The sequence below is a fragment of the Cellulosimicrobium sp. SH8 genome, assembly GCF_025818875.1.
Lineage (GTDB): Bacteria > Actinomycetota > Actinomycetes > Actinomycetales > Cellulomonadaceae > Cellulosimicrobium > Cellulosimicrobium cellulans_D.
In genome coordinates, this window is sequence record NZ_JAMXMH010000003.1 from 165366 (window position 1) to 183741 (window position 18376).

At 74.4% G+C, this 18376-nt stretch carries 18 protein-coding genes; 9 read left to right on the forward strand and 9 right to left on the reverse strand.

The window, feature by feature from the left end; all coding sequences use genetic code 11:
• Positions 1 to 30: 30 nt before the first annotated feature.
• Positions 31 to 3855 (forward strand): multifunctional oxoglutarate decarboxylase/oxoglutarate dehydrogenase thiamine pyrophosphate-binding subunit/dihydrolipoyllysine-residue succinyltransferase subunit, encoded by a 3825-nt coding sequence (locus NF338_RS05720; RefSeq protein ID WP_264029899.1) that lies wholly within the window; start codon positions 31 to 33, stop codon positions 3853 to 3855.
• A 181-nt stretch (positions 3856 to 4036) separates the two neighbouring features.
• Here NF338_RS05720 and NF338_RS05725 read toward each other — a convergent pair whose 3' ends face one another.
• Entirely contained in the window at positions 4037 to 5032 is a 996-nt protein-coding gene (locus tag NF338_RS05725; RefSeq protein ID WP_264029900.1) for an aldo/keto reductase, read from the reverse strand.
• Between the two features lie 108 nt (positions 5033 to 5140).
• Between NF338_RS05725 and NF338_RS05730 the strand changes: the two genes are divergently transcribed.
• Positions 5141 to 6055, forward strand: coding sequence for an aldose 1-epimerase family protein (locus NF338_RS05730; protein WP_264029901.1), 915 nt, complete (start codon positions 5141 to 5143; stop codon positions 6053 to 6055).
• A gap of 93 nt (positions 6056 to 6148) precedes the next feature.
• On the forward strand, positions 6149 to 6772 hold the full coding sequence (locus NF338_RS05735) for a GDSL-type esterase/lipase family protein (RefSeq protein WP_412846191.1): 624 nt from the start codon (positions 6149 to 6151) through the stop codon (positions 6770 to 6772).
• Positions 6773 to 6844: 72 nt separating this feature from the next.
• Here NF338_RS05735 and NF338_RS05740 read toward each other — a convergent pair whose 3' ends face one another.
• From NF338_RS05740 to NF338_RS05750, 3 genes are all read right to left on the reverse strand, one after another.
• Complete coding sequence (locus tag NF338_RS05740) at positions 6845 to 7648, reverse strand: DUF4097 family beta strand repeat-containing protein (protein ID WP_264029903.1); 804 nt, start codon at positions 7646 to 7648, stop codon at positions 6845 to 6847.
• Between the two features lie 76 nt (positions 7649 to 7724).
• The gene (locus tag NF338_RS05745; RefSeq protein ID WP_087472465.1) at positions 7725 to 8324 is read right to left on the reverse strand and encodes a PadR family transcriptional regulator; all 600 of its coding nucleotides are present in this window, start codon (positions 8322 to 8324) and stop codon (positions 7725 to 7727) included.
• Positions 8324 to 9253 carry a DUF4097 family beta strand repeat-containing protein gene (locus NF338_RS05750; RefSeq protein ID WP_264029904.1) on the reverse strand — a complete coding sequence of 310 codons (930 nt, stop codon included), beginning with the start codon at positions 9251 to 9253 and terminating at the stop codon, positions 8324 to 8326. The genes NF338_RS05745 and NF338_RS05750 overlap by 1 nt, the downstream gene beginning before the upstream one ends.
• 191 nt (positions 9254 to 9444) lie before the next feature.
• Between NF338_RS05750 and NF338_RS21025 the strand changes: the two genes are divergently transcribed.
• Positions 9445 to 9519, forward strand: coding sequence for a 50S ribosomal protein bL37 (locus NF338_RS21025; RefSeq protein ID WP_099052597.1), 75 nt, complete (start codon positions 9445 to 9447; stop codon positions 9517 to 9519).
• Between the two features lie 120 nt (positions 9520 to 9639).
• Here NF338_RS21025 and rsrA read toward each other — a convergent pair whose 3' ends face one another.
• Both rsrA and NF338_RS05760 read right to left on the reverse strand, forming a co-directional pair.
• On the reverse strand, positions 9640 to 9975 hold the full coding sequence (gene rsrA / locus NF338_RS05755; RefSeq protein WP_244286228.1) for a mycothiol system anti-sigma-R factor: 336 nt from the start codon (positions 9973 to 9975) through the stop codon (positions 9640 to 9642).
• Positions 9972 to 10691: a sigma-70 family RNA polymerase sigma factor gene (locus tag NF338_RS05760; RefSeq protein ID WP_239576732.1), complete on the reverse strand. Its 720-nt coding sequence runs from the start codon at positions 10689 to 10691 to the stop codon at positions 9972 to 9974. Before NF338_RS05760 ends, rsrA begins: the two co-directional genes overlap by 4 nt.
• A 242-nt stretch (positions 10692 to 10933) precedes the next feature.
• On the opposite strand from NF338_RS05760, the gene NF338_RS05765 reads away from it, so the two are divergent.
• From NF338_RS05765 to hisN, 5 genes are all read left to right on the forward strand, one after another.
• Positions 10934 to 11479 carry a ferritin gene (locus NF338_RS05765; protein ID WP_264029905.1) on the forward strand — a complete coding sequence of 182 codons (546 nt, stop codon included), beginning with the start codon at positions 10934 to 10936 and terminating at the stop codon, positions 11477 to 11479.
• A gap of 140 nt (positions 11480 to 11619) precedes the next feature.
• Entirely contained in the window at positions 11620 to 12324 is a 705-nt protein-coding gene (locus NF338_RS05770) for a DoxX family membrane protein (protein ID WP_264029906.1), read from the forward strand.
• A 71-nt stretch (positions 12325 to 12395) separates the two neighbouring features.
• On the forward strand, positions 12396 to 13751 hold the full coding sequence (gene aroA / locus NF338_RS05775) for a 3-phosphoshikimate 1-carboxyvinyltransferase (protein WP_264029907.1): 1356 nt from the start codon (positions 12396 to 12398) through the stop codon (positions 13749 to 13751).
• On the forward strand, positions 13751 to 14845 hold the full coding sequence (gene rsgA, locus NF338_RS05780) for a ribosome small subunit-dependent GTPase A (RefSeq protein WP_264029908.1): 1095 nt from the start codon (positions 13751 to 13753) through the stop codon (positions 14843 to 14845). The genes aroA and rsgA overlap by 1 nt, the downstream gene beginning before the upstream one ends.
• Before the next feature lie 56 nt (positions 14846 to 14901).
• Positions 14902 to 15696, forward strand: a complete 795-nt coding sequence (hisN, locus tag NF338_RS05785; RefSeq protein WP_264029909.1) for a histidinol-phosphatase — start codon at positions 14902 to 14904, stop codon at positions 15694 to 15696.
• A 61-nt stretch (positions 15697 to 15757) separates the two neighbouring features.
• Here hisN and NF338_RS05790 read toward each other — a convergent pair whose 3' ends face one another.
• The 3 genes from NF338_RS05790 to NF338_RS05800 are packed head-to-tail and all read right to left on the reverse strand — an operon-like array spanning position 15758 to position 18367.
• On the reverse strand, positions 15758 to 16288 hold the full coding sequence (locus NF338_RS05790) for a DUF6912 family protein (protein WP_264029910.1): 531 nt from the start codon (positions 16286 to 16288) through the stop codon (positions 15758 to 15760).
• Between the two features lie 4 nt (positions 16289 to 16292).
• Positions 16293 to 17669, reverse strand: a complete 1377-nt coding sequence (locus tag NF338_RS05795) for an AAA family ATPase (protein WP_264029911.1) — start codon at positions 17667 to 17669, stop codon at positions 16293 to 16295.
• Complete coding sequence (locus NF338_RS05800) at positions 17666 to 18367, reverse strand: hypothetical protein (protein WP_264029912.1); 702 nt, start codon at positions 18365 to 18367, stop codon at positions 17666 to 17668. The genes NF338_RS05795 and NF338_RS05800 overlap by 4 nt, the downstream gene beginning before the upstream one ends.
• Between the last annotated feature and the right edge of the window lie 9 nt (positions 18368 to 18376).

An 18376-nucleotide genomic window follows, 5' to 3' on the forward strand; every position in this document is an offset into this window, starting at 1 on the left:
GACCTGTGTGTGAAAGTGGGCGATCCTCGCGTGTCCCCGAAGGCTGAGTCAGAGGCGATCAGCGACGCAAGCTCCGTGTTCGGAGCGAACGAGTGGCTCGTCGACGAGCTGTACGAGCAGTACCTCCAGGACAAGAACGCGGTGGACCCCGCGTGGTGGGACTTCTTCGAGGACTACCGTCCGGCGGAGCGTGCCGAGACAGCCACGACGACGGCCGGCGCGCCGCCGGCGCCCGTGAACGGCGCTCCCGCTGCGCCCGCCGCGGCTCCGGCAGCCCCCGCCGTGCCGGCCGCGGTGACGGACGGCTCGGCCGCCGCCGAGGCGGCGCAGCGCGTCAAGCCCCCGAAGCTCCCGGCCGACCCCGAGGTCAACGCCGCCGCCGAGGCGGTCCTGGCGACCCGGCCCGTCGCGACGGCACAGCCGGCGACCGCGCCGTACGCGCAGGTCCCGGCCCGCAAGGTCGCCGGCGCGCCGGAGGCCGAGGCGGAGACCGTCGGCGACGACGTGCAGAAGCTCCGCGGTCCCGCGGCTCGCGTCGTGACGAACATGGAGGCCAGCATCCAGGTGCCGACGGCGACGTCGGTGCGCGCGGTGCCGGCCAAGCTCATGGTCGACAACCGGATCGTCATCAACAACCACCTCGCGCGCGGCCGCGGCGGCAAGATCTCGTTCACGCACCTCATCGGGTTCGCGCTCGTCGAGGCGCTGGCGGACATGCCAGTCATGAACGCGAGCTACACGCAGCTCGACGGCAAGCCCGCGGTGAACCATCCCGCGCACGTCAACTTCGGCCTCGCGATCGACCTCGCCAAGCCGGACGGGTCGCGCCAGCTCCTCGTGCCGAGCATCAAGAAGGCCGAGTCGATGGACTTCGCCCAGTTCTGGGCGGCCTACGAGGACCTCGTGCGTCGCGCGCGCGGCGGCAAGCTCGGCGTCGACGACTTCGCCGGGACCACGATCTCGCTCACCAACCCCGGCGGCATCGGCACCGTGCACTCGGTCCCGCGCCTTATGGCGGGTCAGGGCACGATCATCGGCGTCGGCGCGATGGACTACCCCGCCGAGTTCGCGGGCGCTTCGACCGAGCGCCTCGCGCGCCTGGGCATCTCGAAGGTCCTGACGATCACGTCGACCTACGACCACCGCATCATCCAGGGCGCGCAGTCGGGCGAGTTCCTGCGGATCCTGTCGCAGAAGCTCCTCGGCGAGGACGGCTTCTACGACCGCGTGTTCGCCGCGCTGCGCATCCCGTACGAGCCGGTGCGCTGGGTCCGCGACAACACGACGGACGCCGAGATCGAGGCGGCCAAGCCCGCCAAGATCGCCGAGCTGGTCCACTCCTACCGCTCGCGCGGCCACCTCATGGCCGACACCGACCCGCTCGCGTACCGCCAGCGCAAGCACGGCGACCTCGACATCCAGAACCACGGCATGACGCTGTGGGACCTCGACCGCACGTTCCCCACGGGCGGGTTCGGCGGCCGCACCAAGTCGACGCTGCGCGACATCCTCGGCCTGCTGCGCGACTCCTACTGCCGCACCGTCGGCGTGGAGTACATGCACCTGGCCGACCGCACGCAGCGCAAGTGGCTCCAGGAGCGCCTCGAGTCCGGGTACGCGCGCACGCCGCGCGAGGACCAGCTCCGCATCCTGCGCCGCCTCAACTCGGCCGAGGCGTTCGAGACGTTCCTGCAGACGAAGTTCGTCGGGCAGAAGCGCTTCTCGCTCGAGGGCGGGGAGGCGCTCATCCCGCTGCTCGACGCGATCCTGTCGAAGGCCGCGGAGAACGGCCTCGACGAGGTCGGCATCGGCATGGCCCACCGTGGTCGCCTCAACGTGCTCGCCAACATCGCGGGCAAGAGCTACGCGCAGATCTTCGCGGAGTTCGAGGGCAACCTCGACCCGAAGAGCGTCCAGGGCTCGGGCGACGTGAAGTACCACCTCGGCACCGAGGGCGTCTTCACGGCCGAGACCGGCGCGACGACGAAGGTCTACCTCGCGGCGAACCCCTCGCACCTCGAGGCGGTCGACCCGGTGCTCGAGGGCATCGTGCGCGCCAAGCAGGACCGCATCGACCTGGGCGGCGACGGCTTCTCCGTGCTGCCGATCCTCATCCACGGCGACGCGGCCTTCGCGGGCCAGGGCGTCGTGCCCGAGGTGCTCAACCTCGCGCAGCTGCGCGGGTACCGCACCGGCGGCACCGTGCACGTCATCATCAACAACCAGGTCGGCTTCACCACGGGCCCGTCGTCGTCGCGCTCGACGACGTACGCGACCGACGTCGCCAAGGGCTACCAGGTCCCGATCTTCCACGTGAACGGCGACGACCCCGAGGCGTGCGTGCGCGTCGCCGAGCTCGCCTTCGCGTTCCGCGAGCAGTTCGACCGCGACGTGATCATCGACATGATCTGCTACCGCCGCCGCGGTCACAACGAGGGCGACGACCCCTCGATGACGCAGCCGCTCATGTACAACCTCATCGAGGCCAAGCGCTCGGTGCGCAAGCTCTACACCGAGAACCTCGTCGCGCGCGGCGACATCACGCTCGAGGAGGCCGAGCACGTCCTCCAGGACTACCAGGCCCAGCTCGAGCGCGTCTTCACCGAGACCAAGGAGGGCGGCTTCACGCCCGCCGCGGACCGCGAGCCGGTCGCCGGTCTCGAGCGCCCGGAGTCCCAGCTCGAGGACGCCGGCACGATGGTCGGCTGGAAGACGGCGATCGACCGCTCGGTCCTCGAGCGCGTCGGCCAGGTGCACGTCGCGCCGCCGGAGGGCTTCACCGTCCACCCCAAGCTCGCGCAGCTCCTCGAGAAGCGCCGGCAGATGTCCGTCGAGGGCGGCATCGACTGGGGCTTCGGCGAGCTCGCCGCGTTCGGCTCGCTCCTCGCGGAGGGCACGCCCGTGCGCCTCGCCGGGCAGGACTCGCGCCGCGGCACGTTCGTGCAGCGCCACGCCGTCCTGCACGACCGCGAGACCGGCGCCGAGTGGACGCCGCTGCTGTACCTGTCGGCGGACCAGGCCAAGTTCTGGGTCTACGACTCGTCCCTGTCCGAGTACGCCGCGCTCGGCTTCGAGTACGGCTACTCCGTGGAGCGTCCGGACGCGCTCGTGCTGTGGGAGGCGCAGTTCGGCGACTTCGTCAACGGTGCCCAGACGGTGATCGACGAGTTCATCTCGTCCGCCGAGCAGAAGTGGGGCCAGTACTCGTCGGTCGTCATGCTCCTCCCCCACGGCTACGAGGGCCAGGGGCCGGACCACTCGTCCGCGCGCATCGAGCGGTTCCTCCAGCTCGCGGCCGAGGACAACATGACGATCGCGCAGCCGTCGACGCCCGCGTCGTACTTCCACCTGCTGCGCCAGCAGGCGTACGCCCGCCCGCGCCGTCCGCTCGTCGTGTTCACGCCCAAGCAGCTCCTGCGCCTCAAGGCCGCCGCGTCGAGCGTCGAGGACTTCACGACGGGCACGTTCCAGCCCGTCATCCCGGACGCGACGGTGGACCCGGCGAAGGTCGACCGCGTGCTCCTCAGCACGGGCCGCGTGTACTACGACCTCCTCGCCGAGCGCACCAAGCGCGGCGACGAGGGCGTGGCGCTCGTCCGCCTCGAGCAGCTCTACCCGCTCGACGTCGACGGCATCCGCGCCGAGCTCGCGAAGTACCCGGGCGCCGAGGTCGTGTGGGTCCAGGACGAGCCGGAGAACCAGGGCGCCTGGTCGTTCGTGCACATCAACCTGCCCGAGGACCTGCCGCGCGTGAGCGTCGTCTCGCGCCCGGCGTCGGCGTCGACCGCCGCTGGCACGGCGAAGAAGCACCAGGCCCAGCAGGCCGTGCTCCTCGAGCAGGCGTTCGCCCGCTGACCTCGCCGGGCTCCGGCCCTGGACACGACGAAGGCCCCCTCCGCACGGAGGGGGCCTTCGTCGTCGGGCGCGCGGCACGGTCGCGCCGGGCGCTCGGGGCCGTCCCCGCCGAGACCGACCCGGGCGTCCGAGATCGACCCTCAGGGGACCGACCTGGCGACGTGCGGGTCGACCTCGCGGGTCACCAGCGGTCGTGGATCTTCGCGCGCAGGTGCTCGTCGTAGATCTCGCGGACGCCCGAGGTGAAGAGCGGACCGAGGACGTCCGCGTCGCCCGCGGCGGCGTTCGAACGTGCCTGATCGACGTTGCGCGCGCCGGGGATGACGGTCGACACGCCGGGCTGCTGCCAGACCCACGCGATCGCGACCTGGGCGGGCGTGAGCTCCTGCCCGACGATGTCGTGCACGAGCGTGGTGAACTCGCCCGCCGCCTGGACACCCGTCTCGAAGTCGACGCCGGAGAACGTCTCGCCGACGTCGAACGCGCTCCCGTCGCGGTTGTACGTGCGGTGGTCGTCGGCCGCGAAGGTCGTGTCCTTCGTGTACTTGCCGGACAGCAACCCGGACGCGAGCGGCACTCGCGCGATGACGCCGACCCCGGCGGCGGACGCCGCGGGCAGGACGGCGTCGAGGGGCTTGAGCCGGAACGCGTTGAGGATGATCTGCACGGTCGCGACGCCGGGGCGCGCGATCGCGGTGAGCGCCTCGTCGACGGTCTCGACGCTCACGCCGTAGCTCGCGATGGCACCCTCGGCGACCAGGGTGTCGAGGCCGTCGTAGACCTCGTCGCGCGAGTAGACCGCCGTCGGGGGGCAGTGGAGCTGGACGAGGTCGAGGCGGTCCGTCCGGAGGTTGCGACGCGACCGGTCGGTCCACTCGCGGAACTTCGCGAGCGTGAAGTTGTCCGCGTCCTGGGCCTCGCGGCGCCCCATCTTGGTCGCGACCGTGATCGCGTGGCTCGGGTTGTCCGCGAGGTACCCGCCGATGATCTGCTCGCTGCGCCCGTCGCCGTAGACGTCCGCGGTGTCGAAGAACGTCACGCCGGCCTCGGCGGAGGCGTCGAGCACGGCGCGCGCGTCGTCCTCGCTCACGTCGCCCCAGTCGGCGCCGAGCTGCCAGGTTCCCAGTCCGACGACCGAGACGAGCCGTCCCGTGCGTCCGAGCACCTGTCGTTCCATCGTTCCTCCTCGTGCTGCGTCGGGTGCGCCGGGAGACACACCCGGGCACCGAGTCTGACTGCCGAGAGCGCATCGCGCACCCTCGCACGCCGAGTACCGTATGTGAGCGTGAACACCCATGCCCCCTCGGGGACCCAGGTCCGCATCGCCCACGGCGAGCACGCAGCGACGATCACCGAGGTGGGCGCGGCCGTGCGCGAGTACGCGGTCGGCGGCCGGCCCGTCTTCACCCCCTTCGCGGAGGACGAGGTCGCACCCGCGTTCAACGGCGCGGTCCTGCTCCCCTGGCCCAATCGGCTGCGGGACGGCGCGTACGAGGTGGACGGCACCGCGTACCAGGTGCCCGTGTCGGAGCCCGACCGCAGCACCGCCCTGCACGGGCTCGCGTGCTGGCAGCGCTGGGTCGTCGTCGAGCACGAGGCCGCGCGCGCGACGCTCGAGCTGCACCTGCCGCCCTCGCCCGGCTACCCGTTCGACCTCGTCACGCGCGTCACCTACTCGCTCGACGACGCCGGGCTGCGCGTCCACGTGCGGACCACGAACGTCGGCGCGACGACGGCTCCCTACGGCATCGGCTTCCACCCGTGGCTCTCCGCCGACGGCGCGAACCTCGACGAGTGCACGCTGCGCCTCGACGCCGCGACGCGCGTCACGACCGACGACCGGCTCCTGCCCACCGGCACCGAGCCTGTCGCAGGGAGCTACGACCTGCGCGAGCCGCGCCCGCTCGCGGGCGTCGACCTCGACGACGCGTACGTCGACGTGCTGCGCGACGCCGACGGCCTGTCCTGGATGCGGCTCGCCGCTCCCGACGGCCGCACGTCCGCCGTCTGGATGGACGGCTCGATGGACACCTGGCAGGTCTGCACGGGCGACCACGTCGGGGACGTCGCGTTCCGCCGGTCCGGCGTCGCCGCGGAGCCGATGAGCTGCATCGCGGACGCGTTCCGCACCGGCGAGCGCCTCGTGCGGCTCGAGCCGGGCGCCTCGCACGAGGTCACCTGGGGCGCGACGCTGCTCTGACCTGTCGGATCGTGGGCGGTCCGTCCGATATGCCCGGCTGGACACGCCGGGCCCACGAGGCGGTTTCGACCCACGCCGCCCACGTCGGGGAGAATGGCGCCCGTGGAGGACGCCGTGAGTCGTGAGGTACGGATCTGCGTCGTCGGCGACGAGCTGAGCGCCGGCGTCGGCGACGCGAAGGCCCTGGGGTGGGCGGGGCGCGTCGTGGCGCGCACGCGCTTCCCCCAGCCGGCGTACGTGTTCCCGCTCGCCATCCCCGGCGAGACGACGACGGCGCTCAGCCAGCGCTGGGAGGCGGAGACCGCGCGACGGTTCGCCCCGGAGCCGGACGTGGACAACCGCCTCGTCATCGGCCTCGGCCGCCACGACCTCGACGCGGGGCTCTCGGTCGCGCGCTCGCGCCTCAACCTGGCGAACGTGCTCGACGTCGCGGAGTCGCACCGGCTGCCGACGTTCGTCGTGGGCCCCCCGCCGGGCCACGCGCAGGACGCCGACCGGCTCGCCGAGCTCTCGCACGCCTTCTCCGACGTCGCGAACCGGCGCCGCGTGCCGTACGTCGACACCTTCAGCCCGCTCGTCACGCACGAGCAGTGGCTCGCCGACCTCGCGCAGAGCGGCAACGGCTTCCCCGGGCAGGCGGGCTACGGGCTCATGGCCTGGCTCGTGCTGCACACGGGCTGGCACGCGTGGCTGGGCCTGCCGGACGACACCGTCTGAACCCACCGCGCACGACGACGGCCCGTCGCCCCAGGACCACTCCTGGGACGGCGGGCCGTCGGCGCGTCGGCGTCAGCCGCGCGAGACCGTGAGGTCGCCCGAGACGGTGTTCGCCGAGACGTACGCGCCGCCCGCGCCGGGCTGGTCGACGTGGTCGACCGACGTCGTGCGCTGCGCGGCGGAGTCCAGGCGGACGCCGTCGAGCACGGCCTTGCCCGTGACGCTGCGGGCCTTCAGGTTGACCGGCGACCCGGCGCCGAGGCGCACGGCCACGTCGCCGGAGACGGTGCGCGCGTCGACGAGCGGGGTGCTCTCGCGTGCCACGACCTCGACGCCGCTCGTCACCGTGTTGACCGACACCCGGCCGAGCGTCCCGTCGAGCGTGACCGCCCCGGACGCGGTGCTCACGTGGACGTCGCCGACGTGCTCGCTGACGTCGACCGCACCGGTCGCCGTCTTGATCGACGCCGTGCCCGACACGCCCTGGACGCGCACCGCGCCCTTCGCGGTCGTCACGGACAGGTCGGCCCGCGTCCCGACGACGGAGGCCGTGGCGCGCGCGGTCGTCACCTTGACCGGCACGTGCGCGGGGACGGTGAGCCGGACGACGGCGCGGTCCTTGTCGCGCAGGCCCTTCGCCCGCTCGACGAGGCCCTCGACGCCGGCGAAGTCGTAGCCGACGCGCAGCTCGCCGTCGTGCACGCTCACCTGGAGCGGGCGCTCGGACACCTCGCTGACGTAGAGGTGCGCCCCGGCGTCGCGCGCAGGGTCGGCGACGACGTCCACCGCGCCGTCGGTGAGCTGGACGACGACGCGCCGGACGTCGGCGACGTCGACGGTCTGGGGGGCGTTGATGACCCAGGACTCGGTGCTCATGCGCTTCTCCTCGTTCGGTGCTGCGGTTCAGGGGTGCGGTGCTGGTCGTTCGTCGAGGGGTTCTCGTGATCGTCGGTCAGGGCAGGGTCGCTCGCACGGCCTTGCGCGCGCTGTCGAGCACGGTGCGCAGGGTGTCGACCGTGAGCTCCGAGACGACGCTCGCCGCGTCGGCCCGGCGCAGGTCGGCGCGCACGTCCTCGCGGAAGCGCTGCAGCACCGCCTCGGCCTCCATGCGCCACGCGTACGACTCGCGTCGCCGCGGGTCGGGCTCGCCGTCGCGCGGGCGGGCGCGCGCGGTCTGCGCGGCGGCCGCGAGCTCGGCCCGCAGTCCCTTCAGCGAGCCCTGCACGTCGGCGCGCAGCGCCTCGGCGCGCTGGCGCACCGTCTCGGCGATGCCGTGCTCCAGCGCGGCGACGTCGGCGCGGCGCGCCTCGATCTCCGCGCGGCCCGCCGGGGTCAGCTCGTACGTCGTCTTGCGACCGTCCGCGCTGCGGTGCACGAGGCCCTCGTCCTCGAGCCGCGCGAGGCGGGGGTAGATCGTCCCGGCGCTCGGCCGGTAGGTGCCGCCGAACCGCTCCGAGAGCTCGGTGATGAGCTCGTAGCCGTGCTTCGGCCCCGTGTCGAGGAGCGCCAGGAGGTAGAGCCGGAGCTCGCCGTGCGCGAAGACGGTGGCCATCAGCGGTCCACCGGCCCGCTCGACGGCGCGCCGTCGCGAGCCCCCGGGCTCCCCCACACGGGGGCGTCGGCGTCGACCGGGGCGTCCTCGACCGGGTGCACGGCCGCGTCCCACGACGTCTCGTCCGGCGCCCCGCGCAGGACGGTCACGTCGCCGGAGACGGCGGAGACCCGGACCGGCGAACCCTTCCCGGACCGCGCGGGCTGGTGGAACGAGCGCGCGGACCCGCGCTGCTCCGCGCCGTCCACGAGCAGCCGCCCGCTCACGCAGCGGATCGCGTAGTCCATCGCGTCCGGGTCGGGCAGCCGCACGAGCACGTCGGCGGAGACGGCGCTGACCGTGATCTCGGACGGGGTCGTGCGGGTGTCGACCGTGACGGACCCCGAGACGGAGTCGAGGCGCAGCGCACGGAGCGCGCCGGTCGCGGTGAGGCCGCCGGACACCGAGTCCATGCGGACCGGGCCGTCGTGCTCGCTCGCCGAGACCTCGCCCGAGACCGTGTCGACGCGCAGCTCGCCGCTCGTGCGGCTCGTCATCACGGAGCCGGAGACGGTCGCCAGCCGGGCGCCGTCGCGCACGCCCGCGACGAGCGCCTCGCCCTGCACGGTCGCGACCTTGACCGTCGTCGTCGCCGGCACGGCCACGTGCACGTCGGCCGCGTCCTTGCCGGTGTACGTGCGGAAGCGTTCGAGGAAGCCCTTCCAGCCCGCGACGAACGGCCCGTAGCCGACCCGGAGCGTGGTCCCCTCGAGGCGCACCTCCAGGGGACGGCCCACGACCGAGTGGACCTCGACGCGCGTGTCGGTGCGCGTCGGGTCGTCGTGCGCGACGACGTCGATACGCCCGCCGATGACGGTCGCGTCGAGCGTCCGCACGCGCGCGAGGTCGATGGCCTGGGGACTGGTGACGGTCCAGCTCTCCTGCGTCATCCTGTGCTCCGTCCGTGGTCGCGCCCCCTGCGCCATGGAGGCGGTCGCGTGCGAGACTCGCGATATATCTCGTTCTGCCAGACACGATATATCGCGTGCTCGACCGTGGCAAGGGGTCGCGTGTGGGACGATGGTGGGCGGACTGGACCCGCCGAGACCGGCGGGACTCCCCCGATCGTCAGGAGAACACCATGAGCAAGCGCGGACGCAAGCGTCGCAGCCGCAAGGGCAACGCCGCGAACCACGGCAAGCGCCCCAACGCCTGAGACGGCGCGCCCCCCAGGGGACGGCGAGAGGGCCCGGACCGACGACGTCGGTCCGGGCCCTCTCTCGTTCTCTACCCGCTCTACCCGCTCTGCCCGCGGTGGCGGGCGCCTCGGGTGGTCTCAGCGCGTCTCGACGACCGTCGTCGTCGTGACCATGACCGTGAGCTGCGTGTGGATGCGCTCCCGCAGTCCCGCCGGCGCCTTCTCGTGGCACGAGCGGCGCACGAGCTGCTTGACGAGCTCCTCCACGCTCAGCTCGGCGAGGCACGGCGAGCAGTGCGCGACGTGCGCGCGCATGCGCAGCTCGTCGTCCGGAGTCATCTCCGAGTCGAGGTACTCGTAGAGGTGCGTGAGCGCGTGCTCGCACTCCGACTCGCCCGCCGTCGAGTGCGGGATGGGCGTCACCGACTCCTCCACGGGGCCGCGCCCGGGAATCCGGCTCTCTGACGTGCTCACGACTCACCTCCGGGGGTCTTGGCCCCCACCAGTCCTCGCCTCACGGCGTAGTCGGCCAGCAGCTCGCGCAGCTGACGCCTGCCTCGGTGCAGGCGCGACATGACCGTGCCGATCGGTGTCCCCATGATCTCCGCGATCTCCTTGTAGGGGAAGCCCTCGACGTCCGCGTAGTACACGACCATGCGACGGTCCTCGGGCAGCTCCTGCAGCGCGCGCTTCACGTCCGAGTCCGGCAGCCGGTCGAGCGCCTCCGCCTCGGCGGAGCGCAGCCCCTGCGAGGTGTGCGACGCGGCGCGCGCGATCTGCCAGTCCTCGACGTCGTCCGTCTGCGCCTGCTGCGGCTCGCGCTGCTTCTTGCGGTACGTGTTGATGAACGTGTTCGTGAGGATGCGGTACAGCCACGCCTTGAGGTTCGTGCCCGGCCGGTACTGGTGGAACGCCGCGAACGCCTTCGCGAACGTCTCCTGCACCAGGTCCTCGGCGTCCGACGGGTTGCGCGTCATGCGCAGGGCCGCGGAGTACAGCTGGTCGAGGTACTGCAACGCGTCCTGCTCGAACCGTGCGGCGCGCGCGGCGTCGCTCTCGGTCTGCGGCGCGCGGTTCGTGTCCTCGGCGTCCGTCGTGTCCACGGGCAGCGTCGTGCCTTCGACCGGCGTCGTTCCCGACGCCGTCGCGGGGCTGCCGGAGACGTCGCTGCCGGAGATTCGCTCTGTCATCAACAACGAGCCTAGTCCCCTGTTCGTCTGGGTGTCCGGTGACGTGACCGGTGCCGACCACGCGGCGGCGAACGCCGCGTCCGCCGTCGGCGCCTCGGGGGTCGACGACGCGGCCCGGGCAGCGGGTGCGGGAGTCTCGAGCAGGACGGTCACGAGTGGTGCAACCCGCGCACGCCCTCGCGCATTCCCGCGCCCGGGGACCCGCCCGAGCGCAGCAGGCACGGCCTCGCTAGCGTGGCGCCATGACGACCTCGCAGACCCCGTCCCGCTTCCTCACCCTGCTGCGCGAGCAGGTCGGGCACGAGCTCGACGCGCACCAGCAGTACATCGCGATCGCCGTGTGGTTCGACGCGCACGACCTGCCGCAGCTCGCCGCGCACTTCTACCGGCAGTCGGTGGAGGAGCGCAACCACGCGATGATGATCGTGCAGTACCACCTCGACCGGGACCTGCCCGTCGAGATCCCCGGCTCCGGCCCGGTCCGCAACGACTTCGGGGACGTCGTCGAGCCGCTGCGGCTCGCGCTCGACCAGGAGAAGCAGGTCACGGCGCAGATCGAGGCGATCTTCCGCGCCGCGCGCGAGGAGGGCGACGCCCTCGGCGAGCAGTTCCTCCTGTGGTTCCTCAAGGAGCAGGTGGAGGAGGTCGCGTCGGCGACGACCCTGCTCACCGTCGCGCAGCGCGCGGGCGACAACCTGTTCGACCTCGAGAACTTCGTCGCGCGCGAGACGATCGGCGACTCGGGCGAGTCGGCCGACGCACCGGAAGCCGCGGGCGGGGCGCTCTGACGCTCCGCCGTGAGGCGCGCCTCACGTCCCGCGGGTGGCGCCGCCCGGGCGGTCGCGGCAGGCTGGGACCGACCGGCGGACGCCCGGGGCGGACACCTGGGACGGACACCGGCGAGTCACCGGCGATGAGGAGAGAACCGATGCTGCTGCGTCACCTCGCGAGGCCCATGCTGGCCTCGTGGTTCGTCTACGACGGGCTCCAGGCCGCGCTCAAGCCTGCCGAGCACGTGCGAGCCGCGCGCTCGGGCGTCGAGCTCGTGGAGAAGAGCGCCGGGATCGAGGCTCCGCTCAGCGAGAAGCAGGTCGCCCTGCTCGTGCGCGCCCACGGGGCCGCGACGGCCGTCGCGGGGTTGTTCCTCGCCGTCGGGAAGGCGCCTCGCACGGCCGCCCTGACCCTCGCCGCGCTCACGGTGCCGCTCGCGGTCGTCAACCAGCCCTTCACCCCGGGCGAGGCGACGCGTGCCGAGCGCACGCGGAAGTTCGTCGCGAACGTCGGCGCGATCGGCGCGGCGCTCATCGCGGGCGCGGACTACGAGGGCCGCCCCGGCGTGCAGTGGCGGCTCGAGCAGGCGCGGCACGACCTCGCGCTCGCCAAGCAGGCGAAGCAGGAGGCCGTGGTCGCGAGCGCGAAGGGTGCCGTGAAGGACGTCTCCGCCTCGGCCCGGGGAGCGGCGAAGGAGGCGGGACGCTCCACGAAGAACGCCGCGAAGCACGCGGCCGAGGAGGCGCGGCGCTCGGCGCGGCGCGCCACGAAGGCCGCCCAGGAGGCCGCGGAGCACGCCGCGACCCTCGCCGCGGGGGCCGTGCACGACGCCGAGGCCGCGGTCCGCGCGAAGGTCGCCTGACGCGGTCGCGACGCGTCCGGGCGGCGGAACCGTCCGCCGTCGGGCGCGGTCCCTCCACTAGCCTGGAGGCCATGACGACCTCGCCCTCCGCCGCGTCCGTGCCCGCCTCCGTCGACGAGGGCTGGGCCGCGCCCACGGCGGGTGGGCCGCTCGACGCGACGGTCGAGGTCCCGGGGTCGAAGTCGCTGACGAACCGGCTGCTCGTCCTGGCCGCGCTCGCCGACGGGCCCGGGACGCTGCGCGGCGCCCTGCGCAGCCGCGACGCGGACCTGATGATCGCCGCCCTGCGCACGCTCGGCGTCGGCGTCGAGGAGGGTGCGTCGCCGAGCGAGCTGCGCGTGACCCCCGGTCCGCTGCGCGGACCCGTCGAGGTCGACTGCGGCCTCGCCGGCACCGTCATGCGCTTCCTGCCGCCGCTCGCCGCGCTCGCCGACGGCACCGTCCGGTTCGACGGCGACGAGGGCGCGCGCGTGCGTCCCATGGGCCCCGTGCTCGCGGCGCTCAGCGCGCTCGACGTGCCGGTCGAGGGCGACCGCGGCGGCCTGCCGACGACGCTCCCCTTCACGATCCGCGGCCGCGGCCGGGTGCGTGGCGGGTCGGTCGACGTGGACGCGTCGGCGTCGAGCCAGTTCGTCTCCGGGCTCCTCCTCGCCGCCGCGCGCTACGACCAGGGCCTCACGGTGCGGCACATCGGCCACACGCTGCCGAGCATGCCCCACATCGAGATGACGGTGGAGGTCCTGCGGGAGGTCGGCGTCGTCGTCGACGACTCCCGGCCCGCGATCTGGCGGGTCGAGCCCGGTCCGATCGCGGCGCGCGACGTGCAGGTCGAGCCCGACCTGTCGAACGCCGCTCCGTTCCTCGCCGCCGCGCTCGTCGCGGGGGGCACGGTGCGCGTCACGGGCTGGCCGACGGCGACGACCCAGCCGGGCGCGATGGTCCCCGAGCTGCTCGAGTCCATGGGCGCGACCACGTCGCTGGACGGCGACGTGCTGTCCGTGACGGGCACGGGCGAGGTGCGCGGCGTCGACGTGGACCTGCACGCGGCCGGCGAGCTCGCGCCGACGATCGCCGCGCTCGCCGCCCTGGCCGACTCCCCCAGCCGCCTGCGCGGCATCGCCCACCTCCGCGGGCACGAGACCGACCGGCTCGCCGCGCTCGCGACGGAGATCACGCGCCTCGGCGGGCAGGCGAAGGAGACGCGCGACGGTCTCGTCATCACGCCGCGCCCCCTGCACGGCGCGCTGTTCCGCACGTACCACGACCACCGCATGGCGACGTCCGCCGCCGTGATCGGCCTGCGCGTCCCGGGGGTCGGCGTCGAGAACGTCGAGACGACGGCCAAGACGCTGCCCGGGTTCGCGGGGATGTGGGAGCGCATGCTCGGGGGCGGGACCGGACCCGGCGCGGGAGCGGCGGCCCGCTGATGGCCCGCCGCGTCCCGGACGAGTCCGACTTCCGCTCTCGCCCCGGCAAGCACGGCAGCCGGCCGCGCACCAAGCAGCGGCCCGAGCACGCGGACGCAGTCACGGGGTTCGTCACGGGCGTGGACCGCGGCCGGTACACGCTGCTCGTCGGGAACCACGACGGGACGGGCGACGGGACGGGCGACGGGACCGGCCACGGGACCGGGGACGACGAGCGCACCGTCCTCGCGATGAAGGCGCGCGAGCTCGGCCGCACGCGCATCGTGTGCGGGGACCGTGTCGACCTCGTCGGGGACGTGACCGGCGACGACGGGTCGCTCGCGCGGATCGTGCGCATCCAGGACCGCTCGTCGGTGCTGCGCCGCACGGCCGACGACACCGACCCCTACGAGCGGGTCATCGTCGCCAACGCCGACCAGCTCGTCGTCGTCACCGCGCTCGCCGAGCCCGAGCCGCGCACGCGCATGATCGACCGGTGCGTCGTCGCCGCGTACGACGCCGGCATGGACGTCCTCCTGTGCCTCACCAAGGCCGACCTCGCCGACCCCGGCCCGCTGCGCGCGCTGTACGAGCCGCTCGGGGTGTCCGTGGTCGTGACGCGCCGCGCGCCCGACGGCCTCGCGCCGGACGGCTGGGCGATCGAGCCGCTCGACGCGGTGCGCGAGGCGCTGGCCGGGCGCACGTCCGTGTTCGTCGGGCACTCGGGCGTCGGCAAGTCGACGCTCGTCAACGCCCTCGTCCCCGACGCGCAGCGCGCGACCGGCCACGTCAACGACGTCACGGGCCGCGGCCGCCACACGTCCACGTCCGCCGTCGCGCTGCGCCTGCCCGGTGGTGGCTGGGTCATCGACACCCCCGGCGTGCGGTCGTTCGGCCTCGCGCACGTGCAGGTCGACCACCTGCTGCACGCGTTCGAGGACCTCGACGCGGTCGCCGCGGACTGCCCCCGCGGGTGCACCCACCTGGACGACGCCCCGGACTGCGCTCTCGACGAGTGGGTCGAGGCGTCCCCCGACGACGAGACCCGCGCCGCCCGGGCCGCCCGGCTCGAGTCGTTCCGCCGCGTGCTCGCCTCGCGCACCGGCGCGGCCTGAGCCCCCGACCGCGCGGCGCCTCCCCCGGCCGGGCGGGCACCGCTACGGTGTGAGCCATGACGCCCCCCTCGACGCGCGGCTACGACGACGACCTGCGCCTCGCCCACGTGATCGCCGACCAGGTCGACGCGCACACGATGTCGCGCTTCAAGGCGCTGGACCTGCACGTCGAGTCGAAGCCGGACTCGACGCCCGTGAGCGACGCCGACCGCACCGCCGAGGAGATCATCCGCGGCCAGCTCGGACGGGCGCGCGGTCGCGACGCGATCGTCGGGGAGGAGTTCGGCGAGTCGGGTCACGGCGCCCGACGCTGGATCGTCGACCCCATCGACGGGACCAAGAACTTCGTGCGCGGCGTCCCGGTGTGGGCGACGCTCATCGCGCTCGCCGACGGCGACGAGGTCGTCGTCGGGCTCGTCTCGGCGCCCGCGCTGGGCCGTCGCTGGTGGGCCTCGAAGGGCACCGGCGCGTGGACCGGCAAGTCGCTCGCGGCCGCGAGCCGCCTGCAGGTCTCGGGCGTCGCGTCGTGGTCCGACGCCTCGCTCGCCTACTCGTCGCTCGACGGCTGGGAGGAGCGCGGAAAGCTCGACCCGTTCCTCGACCTCATGCGCGGTGCCTGGCGCACGCGCGGGTACGGCGACTTCTGGTCGTACATGCTCGTCGCCGAGGGCGCGGCCGACGCGGCCGCCGAGCCCGAGCTCGAGCTCTACGACATGGCCGCGCTCGTCCCCATCGTCACCGAGGCCGGCGGCCGGTTCACGTCGCTCGACGGCGCCGACGGCCCGTGGGGCGGCAACGCCGTCGCGACGAACGGCCTGCTGCACGACGAGGTGCTCGGCCGCCTGGGCTGACGCGGACCGCCGTCGGGCGCCGCCCCCGATCGGCAGACCACGGCGTGCCACGGCGCGCCCGTCAGCCCCGCGGCACGTCCTTGAGCTCCGACCAGTCGTACCAGAGCAGGTCGCGCTCGTTGACGCGGTCGATCGCGGCGTCGAGCGCCTCGTCGGCACCGGGCCCGTCGTCGTCGGCCGCGGCGAGCACCGCCTCCACGTCCGGGACCGCCTCGGGCTCGTCGACGTGCACGCACACGATCGCGACGTCGGGCACGGTCCGCAGGACCTCGACGGCGCTCGGCGCGGGGGCGTCCTCGTCGTCGGAGTCGTCGGCCCCCACGACCTGCACCGCGCCGTCGGGCACCTCGAGCGTGACGACGAGCCGCTGGCGCGGCGCGTCCGGGCGCGCCGCGACGAGCGCGAGCGAGTCGTCCGCCGCCTCGAGCGCGGCCGCGTACTCCAGGCCCTCCTCGTCCTCGTCGGGCAGCGCGCGCGTCAGCGCGGCGGTCACGGCGTGCGCGCCGCGCGGGGCGACGCTCCAGCGGGCGGCGTCGGCGGTCACGGTGACGGCGTCGAGCTCGTCGAGCGTCGCGGGGAGGTAGATGCGCATGGGTTCAGTGTGCCGCCTCCAGCGCCTGTCCGTGCGCCGCACCACGCCCGGGAGGTGCCGCCTCCCGCACGTGCGCGGCGAGCCGCGCGAGGGCGCGGCGGGCGGGGCTCGCGGGGGCCGACTCCGCGAGCGTCCGGCCCTCCCGGAGGCCGAGGTCGACCGCACCGTCCTCGGGGACGACGTGGAGGTCGTCGACGCTCGCGTAGCGGGCCATCGCGTCACGCACCGCTCGCTCGGGTCGTGGCCCCACGACGCTCGCGCGCACCCGGTTCACCACGACGGCGCGCGCCGCACCGACGCACGCGCCCGTCTCGGCGAGCTCGTCGAGCGCACGGACGAGGCGCTGGAGCCCGACGGGGTCGCCCGCGCCGACGACGACCACGACGTCCGCGGCGCCGAGGGCGCTCCACGTCGCGTCGTTGCGCTGCGGGGCACGGGTGTCGTACGTCAGGAGCTCGTCCCGCTCGATCCCGAAGCCGCAGTCGACGACCGTCCAGTCCGCGACGGATCGCGCGACCTCCCACACGGCGTCGAGCGACGCCCCGGGCAGCTCCGGCCAGCGGGCCGCCCGGGTCAGGCCCGTGAGCACCCGGACCCGCGGCAGGACCGTCGGCGCCAGCGCGACCAGCCCCGCGGCGTCGAGCGCGCCCTGACCCGCGCTGCGGGCGGCCGCGGCCAGCCCCGGTGACTCGTCGAGCAGGCCGAGGCGCTGCGCGACGCTCCCGCCGTACGTGTCGGCGTCGACGAGCAGGACCTCCGCCTCGGGCGACGGCAGGACGCCGGCCGGGACGTCCACGTCGGCGGCGCGCCGCTCCCGGCGCGGCGGACGAGCACGCCGCGCCGGCGGCGGTCCCGCGAGCTCGGCGGCGAGGTTCGTCGCCACGGTCGTGCGACCGGGTGCACCGGTCGGCCCCCACACGGCGACGGTCCGCCCGCGGCGGGGTTCCCGCCCTGGGGCCGCCGCACCGGTGCCGGCGGCCGGCCGGGGGACGCCGGGTGCGCCCGTGGCCGCCTCGCGCGGCGGAAGGACGGCGCGGACGACGTCGCACAGCGCGCCCGGGGCGGCGTCCAGGTCGACGACCGCGTCGACGCCGTAGGCCCGCACCCGTCCCTCCTCCCACGTCCCGCCCGGGGCGAGCGCGACGACCCGGACGTCGTGGGCGTGCAGGTCGACGACCGCCTGCCGGTCCAGCGCCGGCAGGTCGCACGACACGACGGCGACCCGCCCCGCACCCGCCGCGGCCGCGGCGAGCAGCTCGACGACGTCCGCGCACCTCCGCGTGACCTGGAGCCCGGGGGCGGCGAGCGTGGTGACCACCTCGGCCTCGCGCGCACCGCGGACCGCGCACAGGACGGTCGCGACCGTCGTCGCCCCGCTCACCCCGCACCCCCGGCCGGGACGAGCGCGATCGTCCCGTCCCCGGCCACCGCCGCGAGCACGGCCGGGAGGTCGTCGACACCGACCAGGAGGTGGACCGTCGTCGGGCCGCCCACGACGAGCGTCCCCTCCCCCTCGTCGACCTGCGCGACGGTGACGCCGCCGACGAGCAGCTCGGGCTGCGGCGGCTCGTCGGCCGCTCCGGCACCCGGGTCGGCGCCGGCCGTCGGGCCGGGTGTCTCGGGGACGTACCAGACGTCGACCGTCGCCCCGGCGACGATGCGCTCCGAGAGGCCCGTCGTCACGGGTACGGCGACGGCGCGCACCGCGAGGTCGGCCGCCGCACCGAGCGAGGACGCGGGGACCAGCTCGCCCTCGGCGACGGTCCGCAGGACGACGGCCTCGTCCGGGAGCCCGTCCGCCGCGAGGAGGTAGCGGTCCGTCTGCGTGCCGAGCCGCACCTCCACCGCCCTCAGGTCCGCGACGGTCACGGCCGTCCCGGGCGTGAGCGCCTCCCCGGCCGCGTAGACGGTGACGGTCCGGCTCGCGGTGCTCACGGCCCAGGACCCGAGGGCCACGGACAGCGCGACCACGACGATCCCCACGAGGAGCCGTGGGTCCTTCCAGCCGGGTCGCCTCAGGCGCGCGGCGGCACGTGGTGCCGGTTCGACCCGCACAGGTCGTTCCGTGGTCGTCGTCATCGATCTCCC